Here is a 7,156-nt window from a genome sequence, read left to right on the forward strand (position 1 = left end):
AAAGTACGCGACATGTACGACCTGGGCGACAGCTTCCTGATGGTCGCCAGCGACCGTCTTTCCGCTTTTGACGTGGTGCTCCCCACCCCGATTCCTGGTAAGGGCAAAATCCTCAACCAGCTTTCGCTGTTCTGGTTCCAGCACCTCGGCATGAAGAACCACCTCATCACCGCCGACGTGAACGAATACCCGGAAGTGCTCAAGAAGCACGCCGACTACCTCCGTGGCCGTTCCATGATCGTGAAGAAGGCCCACCGCCACTCCGTGGAATGCATCGTTCGCGGCTACATCGTGGGTTCCGGCTGGAAGGACTACCAGAAGACCGGCAAAATCTGCGGTCACGTTCTCCCCGAAGGCCTGCAGCTCTGCCAGAAGCTCGAAAAGCCGCTCTACACGCCGAGCACCAAGCCCGACGTTGGCCACGACGAGAACATCAGCTTCGAACAGACTTTCGATATCGTTGGCGAAAAGGTCGCAACGACTCTCCGTGACATGTCCCTCGACATCTACACGAAGGCTCGCGACTACGCTGCCTCCAAGGGCATCATCCTCGCCGACACCAAGTTTGAATTCGGTGAAATCGACGGCGAAACCATCCTCATCGACGAAGTGCTGACTCCGGATTCCAGCCGTTACTGGCCGGCAGACAAGTACCAGGTCGGCAAGAACCAGGAAAGCTTCGACAAGCAGTACGTTCGTGACTGGCTCGAAACTCTTGACTGGGGCAAGTGCTACCCGGGTCCGGAAATTCCGGCTGACGTCGTGAAGAACACGCTCGCCAAGTACGAAGAAATCTTCGTGCGCCTCACCGGAAAGCAGCCGGAGCTGTAATGACCGTTCGCGCTAGACTCGGGGAAACAATCTCCGGTCTGCGCTCACTTTCGCGACCACGCCTGGTTAATACCAGGCGCTTGTCGCTCACAGAGGCCCTCAAATTCTCTTTTTTTAGAAATACAAAAACGTTCGCAAGGCAAAAAAATGATGAAATCTGTACCTATCACGCTGCTCACCGGTTACCTCGGAGCCGGAAAGACGACCCTCCTGAACTTTGTGCTCAACAACCAGCAGGGTTACCACGTCGCTGTCATCGTGAACGACATCGGCGAAGTGAACATTGACCAGACGCTCATCGAAAAGGGCGGAAACATCACCAAGGAAGACTCCGGCAAGGTCGTCCCGCTTTCGAACGGGTGCATCTGCTGCTCCCTGAAGACCGACCTCCTGGAACAGATTGCCGAACTCCTCGAGATGAACAAGTTCGACTACATCCTCATCGAGGCAAGCGGCATTTGCGAACCCGTGCCTATCGCACAGACCATCTGCGTCGCCGGACAGCAGCTGCGCAGCCGTGACGGTCGTTCCCTCGCCTGCCACCTCGACAACATCGTTTCCGTGGTGGACGTGGCCCGCCTCGCCGACGAATTCGCCGGCGGCCAGAAGCTCCTTAGCAACGACCTCGAAGAAGAGGACATCGCGAACCTCCTCATCCAGCAGATTGAATTCTGCAACACCATCATCATGAACAAGGTCGATTCCATCAGCAAGAACGACCTCGAACACGTGAAGGCCGTGGTGCGCGCGCTCCAGCCCGAAGCCAAGATGATCGAAACGAACTACGGCAAGGTCGAGATGAAGGATATCCTCGACACCAAGCAGTTCGACTTCGAAAAGGTCGGCAGCTCCGCCGCCTGGGCCAAGGAACTCATGAAAGAGACCAAGCCCGAAGATGATGATGATGACGACCATGATGAACATGAACATCATCACCATGACGATGACGACGAGCACGAGCATCACCACCATCATGACCACGATGATGATGACGACCATGATCATGAGGACCACAGCCATTGCGACCATGAGCACGGCGTGTGCCACTGCGGACACCACCACGACAAGGACCATCCGCACGGTGACGAATACGGCATCGGCACGTTCGTCTACGAACGCCGCCGCCCGCTAGTCCGCGACCGCTTCGAAGACCTCCTGGACAACTACCCCACGAGCATCATCCGTACCAAGGGACTCGTCTGGTTCGAAGACGAGCGCAACAACAGCTACCTATTCGAACAGGCCGGCAAGCAGGCGTCCGCACAGAATTTCGGGCCCTGGTTCGCCAGCGAAAGCGAAGAGGAACAGAAACGCATCCTGCGTGAAAATCCGGACCTGCTGAAGGTATGGGACGAAAAGTACGGAGACCGTATCATCCGCCTCGTATTCATCGGCCAGCACATGGACAAGAAGAAGATTATCGCCGCGATGGACAACTGCCTCGGGGAATGATAAAAAGGGGGATCGCTGCATGCGCGCCATCTGGAAAAAAATTCATACCAAGACCTTCCTTGCAAGTTTTATCGTAGTCGCAATTGTCGGCACGGTCCTTGCCATCGGAGGGTGCGCCATGGCGCGCAAGCTTTCCGCCGCAGACATCCTGTCCAAGACAAAAGTCGAATTCCACGAACTGACGCTCGATTCGGTCTCGGTCAATCCCGATATCATGAAACAGCTGGGCGGCGCGATTGTCGGAGGGCTTTTGCCGAATCCGAACGTCGTCGCCTTCGTGCAGAATATCGCCAAGGGAATCATCCAGATCGACGTCGGCAACGCGTACCTCGGGATTGTCCTGGACGTCACGAACGCAACCCAGGATACGCTCTGGCTTCGGGATTTTTCCGCGAACGTGAACCTCGATTCGCTCATGGAACTTCCGCTGCAGCTAAAAGATTCCACACGCCTTGCGCCCGGTATAAATAAGGTGCAGCTTTCCACCAGTTTCCCGATCGACAACAGGATTTTCAAGCTCAAGGAGATTACCGGCCTGAACGCCAAGGGGATTCTCGTCGTCGCGCTCGAGCAGGAGGGCGAATCGGTCCCGTTCGACTTCAATATCCGACACAATATCCCGCACGAAGAACTTGTTGCGCTCGAAGATAGCCTGCGGCAGTCCGTACTGAACAGCATCTTGAGCGATTGGGTCGGAGCGATACAATTCTAGAGGAGAGAATATGAATAGAAACTTTGTACCGAGCAACCTGAATCCTGACGACAGCCGCGCCGTCGCCGACTTATACAGAACCCTTTTGCAGCGCGAAATCCCCGTCGATTCCGCAAAGCTCCGCCAGTGGATTCTGGACTGGAGCGAACTCGAATCCGTGCTGGGCGAAGTCAGCTGCCGCCGCTACGTGGCCATGACCTGCAATACCGCCGACGCGGATGCGGCCAAGGCCTACGAGGATTTCGTCGAGAACATCCAGCCCATCATGAACGAGTACGACGACAAGCTCAACAAGAAGCTCGTGGCGCACCCGGCAAAAGATGCGCTCAAGGGCGAATTCGGCGAATGGTTCAAGAGCGTACAAGTTTCGCTGGACCTGTTCTCCCCCGAAAACATCCCACTCGAAACGGAAGAGAACAAGGAAATCCAGGCATACCAGAAAATTACCGGAGGCATGAGCGTCGAATTCGAAGGCGAAACGAAGACGATGCAGCAGATGGCCGCCTACATGGAACGCACGGACCGCGAGCTCCGCGAACGCGCATGGCGCACGATGTGGGAACGCCGCCTCCAGGACAAGGAAGCGCTCGACAATTCCTTCGACAACCTTTTCTCCATCCGCAAAAAGATTGCGAAGAACGCGCACTGCAAGGACTTTATCGACTACATATTCCTCGCGAAGCACCGCTTTGACTACACGCCCGCCGACTGCGAGGCCTTCCACGAAAGCATCGAGAAGCTCGTCCTCCCGATGCAGAAGGAGATGTACAAGAAGCGTGCTCAAAAAATGGGACTCGATAAACTGCGCCCGTGGGACTTGAGCGTAGACCCGCAGAACCGCGCGCCGCTCAAGCCGTACAGCACGGGCGACGAACTCATCGAGAAGGTGGACCAGATTTTCGAGAGCATCCACACGCAGGCAGGCAAGTGGGCCCGCGAGATGCAGGCGAAAAAGCTCATCGACCCGGATTCCAGGCTCGGCAAGGCACCCGGCGGATACCAGATCGGTTTCGACGAGAGCCGCCTCCCCTTCATCTTCATGAATTCCGCTTGCACGGACCGCGATATTTACACGCTCCTGCACGAATCGGGCCATTCGTTCCACCAGTTCGCGCTTGCCGACCAGCCGATTTTCCCGTACCGCGACGTACCGGCGGAATTTGCCGAAGTGGCGAGCATGAGCATGGAACTCATCGGCATGTCGAACCTGAAGCCGTTCTATGGCGACAACAGCGAAGCAATCGCCCGCAGCATCGCAGGCGAACTCGAAGACGTCATCTGGCTGTTCCCGTGGGTAGCAAGCGTCGACAGCTTCCAGCACAGGCTCTACAACTTCCCCACCCATACGGCGGAAGACCGCAGCGACATCTGGGACGAAATCATGGACCGTTACGACGCCGGAGTGGATTACAGCGGGCTCGAAGCCGTGCGCCGCAACCTCTGGCAGAAGCAGCTCCACATTTTCGAATGCCCGTTCTACTACATCGAGTACGGAATCGCCCAGATCGGGGCCCTGCAGGTGTGGGCGAACTTCAAGAAAGACCCGAAAAAGGCCATCGACGACCTGTTCAAGGCCGAAAGTCTCGGGAGCAGCCGCCCCGTCAGGGAACTTTTTGCCGCCGCGAACATCAAGTTCGACTTCAAACCGCAGACTCTTGAACCCCTGATGCAGGTCGTTTGGGACGAAATCAGCAAGATGTAGCCCCCAATGCAAGGCAAAACCTAATTTTTTTGAAAAAAATGCTTAAAAAAGGCCAAAATCGGTTGACAGACAAACTGAAAATTGATATATTTGGCCTCACATCCTGGAGGGATGGCCGAGTGGTTGAAGGCGCACGCTTGGAAAGCGTGTTTACTTTACGGTAACGAGGGTTCGAATCCCTCTCCCTCTTCTAAAATTTTTCGGAGGTACCCCGATGTCCGACCAGAGAGTCTATCTTGACGATATCTATGCTAGCAAGGAATGTCAAGGCTCTGTCTTCCGTGCCGTTGTTATGATGGCCCACGAAGCACGCTTCCTCAATAACCAGGCCGGTCAGGGTTACATCCAGCTCAACAAGAAGCCCACCACCATCGCCATGTACAAGTTCAAGGAAGGCAAGCTTTCCATGAGCGAAAAGGCGAACAATGACGTGACCGAAGAGGCCGTAGCCGCTATCGACGCCGTTGATTCCGCTTCTGTCGAAAGCGTGGCCGAAAATGCGGCTGCCGCAGATGCCGCCTTCGGTGTGTAATCGCTAGAAACATTTTAAGAAGCCCCGGTCAATGATCGGGGTTTTCTGTTATCTGCGGCGAGTCTCCCCAGCTGTCATGCTGACGTAGGTCAGCATCAGATTATCTTACCAGACAGGGACGATCTGACCCTGAGCGTCCTCAGGGTGACATTCCGACCCTGTCGTCATCCTGACGAAGGTCAGGATCAGATATAAACCTTCCGACCCTGAGCGTCCTCAGGGTGACACTCGGATGACCAAGCCTCAGGGTGACCCGCGGGAATCCCTCTATTTCCCGAAAAGAACCGTATGCGTATTGCGGTTGCGGCCGAGCACCTGCCTGCCGATGTTCCGGCCCTTGAGGTCGAAGGTGCGCTTCGGCATGCCATCTACCCGCAAATCGCGCGCATCGAGGCCCCGCCTTATTGCGATTGTCGAAGTATCGGTCACGCTCGTGTCCGAGGTATCCTTCGGGGTAACCGAGGTATCCTGCGATGAAGTATCGACCTTCATTTCCTCGATTTGCCAGATAAAAGACTCATCCCTGTCCACCTTGCGGTTCTGTTGCACCTGCTTGCCTACCGCCTGCAGGTAGAGCCCGCTCTTGGAATTCCTGAGCAGGAACGCATTCGGCGTGTTGACTCCGGCGTCCTCGAACGTATATTTCTGGTGGGCACCGCCATTATAACCGTAGGTCGAGGCCACAATACCAGCGGCCGTAGATTCATTCGGGATATCGATTACGCGGTCGCCAAGTTCAAAGCGGTAAGTGATGTTCTTGTCGCCCATCGAGAAAATCTTCACGAAAGTCGCGGTATCGCTGCAGTCCATGAGTTCCAGCGTATTCGAGGCGGTACGCCCCATGCACTTGCCCTCGGATACGGACTTTACCCTACCCTGCTTGAAGAATGCCTCCTTGAAAAGCTGCTGGTAGATAAATTCGACTAGTTGCACATGAATAATCAGGTCTTTCTCGGACTCGACTTCGCTGGCCCGGTTCAACCCGTAAGGCCAGATATGCTGGTTGTCGCAATGGAGTTCGTCACTCGCTTTGCCGCTCAGTTCGCGGAGCTTGGCCTGGACTTTGTCATTCTGGAATACCTTGATATCTGTCGGGCAGGCCGCCCAGTATTCCGAGGTCGTGCCAATGCCTAGCGTATGAGCCATCTCGTGCATGGCCGTCGGGACCACCATGTAGGAGCGGTTTTCACCGAACCGAAGGTCGCCGTTGCTGCTGGCCTCTGCCGTCGGGACTCCCGGGGAATAATAGACATTGATGTACTTGGAAAGGTTCGAGTAAGTGTTGTAGAGCTTGACCGCCGAATCCATGACCGTCGTGATGCGCTTGTAGGCGTCCTGTTCGTCGGCAGTCGGGTTAGCAGACTTGTGGAGCGTATAAGTAACTTCGGCCTGCGCAAAAACGGCCCCGAAAACGAGGACCGCAGCTGCAAAAAAACATCTCCTGAAAAACATAGATACTCCTTAAAACCCGCCACCTCCACTAATATACATTCCTTTCAATTGCCTCGCAAGTAAAAACCGAAAAAACAGACAGACGGGCGCGGAATGGCGACAAAACTGGTGGACAAACCCCCGCCATTTTGCTAAATTTAGGCCCGTAACTTTTAACCGGCGATGCAAGTCGCCAAAGAATCAAGAGGTAAAACAAATGGCAGTTTCTTACAAGGAACTCGGCTTGGTTAACACCAAGGAAATGTTCAAGAAGGCTGTTGCTGGTGGCTACGCCATCCCGGCTTTCAACTTCAACACCATGGAACAGATGCAGGCCATCGTGCAGGCTGCTGTCAAGCAGAAGTCTCCGGTGATCATGCAGGTCTCTAAGGGTGCCCGCAACTACGCCAACGGCACCATCCTCCGCTACATGGCCCAGGGTGCTGTTGAATACGCCAAGGAACTCGGCTGCGCCAATCCGCAGATCGTGCTCCAC

7 protein-coding genes and 1 tRNA gene are annotated in these 7,156 nt (G+C 55.3%); 7 read left to right on the forward strand and 1 reads right to left on the reverse strand.

All coding sequences use genetic code 11. The features are described from left to right. The 6 genes from IK012_RS05795 to IK012_RS05820 all read left to right on the forward strand — a co-directional run. Nucleotides 1-831: phosphoribosylaminoimidazolesuccinocarboxamide synthase (locus IK012_RS05795; protein WP_290951785.1), on the forward strand; the 831-nt coding region annotated here is incomplete at its 5' end. Between the two features lie 150 nt (nucleotides 832-981). Beyond that, nucleotides 982-2,283 carry a GTP-binding protein gene (locus tag IK012_RS05800; protein ID WP_367273780.1) on the forward strand — a complete coding sequence of 434 codons (1,302 nt, stop codon included), beginning with the start codon at nucleotides 982-984 and terminating at the stop codon, nucleotides 2,281-2,283. A gap of 19 nt (nucleotides 2,284-2,302) precedes the next feature. Then, a complete protein-coding gene (locus tag IK012_RS05805) occupies nucleotides 2,303-2,995 on the forward strand; it encodes a hypothetical protein (protein ID WP_290951791.1) in 693 nt (230 codons plus the stop codon). Between the two features lie 10 nt (nucleotides 2,996-3,005). Then, nucleotides 3,006-4,697 (forward strand): M3 family oligoendopeptidase, encoded by a 1,692-nt coding sequence (locus IK012_RS05810; RefSeq protein ID WP_290951794.1) that lies wholly within the window; start codon nucleotides 3,006-3,008, stop codon nucleotides 4,695-4,697. Between the two features lie 105 nt (nucleotides 4,698-4,802). After that, nucleotides 4,803-4,887: transfer RNA gene (locus IK012_RS05815), tRNA-Ser, on the forward strand. A gap of 24 nt (nucleotides 4,888-4,911) precedes the next feature. Beyond that, nucleotides 4,912-5,229, forward strand: a complete 318-nt coding sequence (locus tag IK012_RS05820; RefSeq protein WP_290951797.1) for a hypothetical protein — start codon at nucleotides 4,912-4,914, stop codon at nucleotides 5,227-5,229. Between the two features lie 267 nt (nucleotides 5,230-5,496). Here the strand turns inward: IK012_RS05820 and IK012_RS05825 are convergent, their stop codons facing one another. Next, entirely contained in the window at nucleotides 5,497-6,681 is a 1,185-nt protein-coding gene (locus tag IK012_RS05825) for a hypothetical protein (RefSeq protein ID WP_290951798.1), read from the reverse strand. A 196-nt stretch (nucleotides 6,682-6,877) separates the two neighbouring features. Between IK012_RS05825 and IK012_RS05830 the strand changes: the two genes are divergently transcribed. Beyond that, the coding region (locus IK012_RS05830) for a class II fructose-bisphosphate aldolase (protein WP_290951801.1) at nucleotides 6,878-7,156 on the forward strand (279 nt) is incomplete at its 3' end.

Source organism: Fibrobacter sp. (assembly GCF_017551775.1).
In the GTDB taxonomy this organism is placed as follows: Bacteria; Fibrobacterota; Fibrobacteria; order Fibrobacterales; family Fibrobacteraceae; genus Fibrobacter.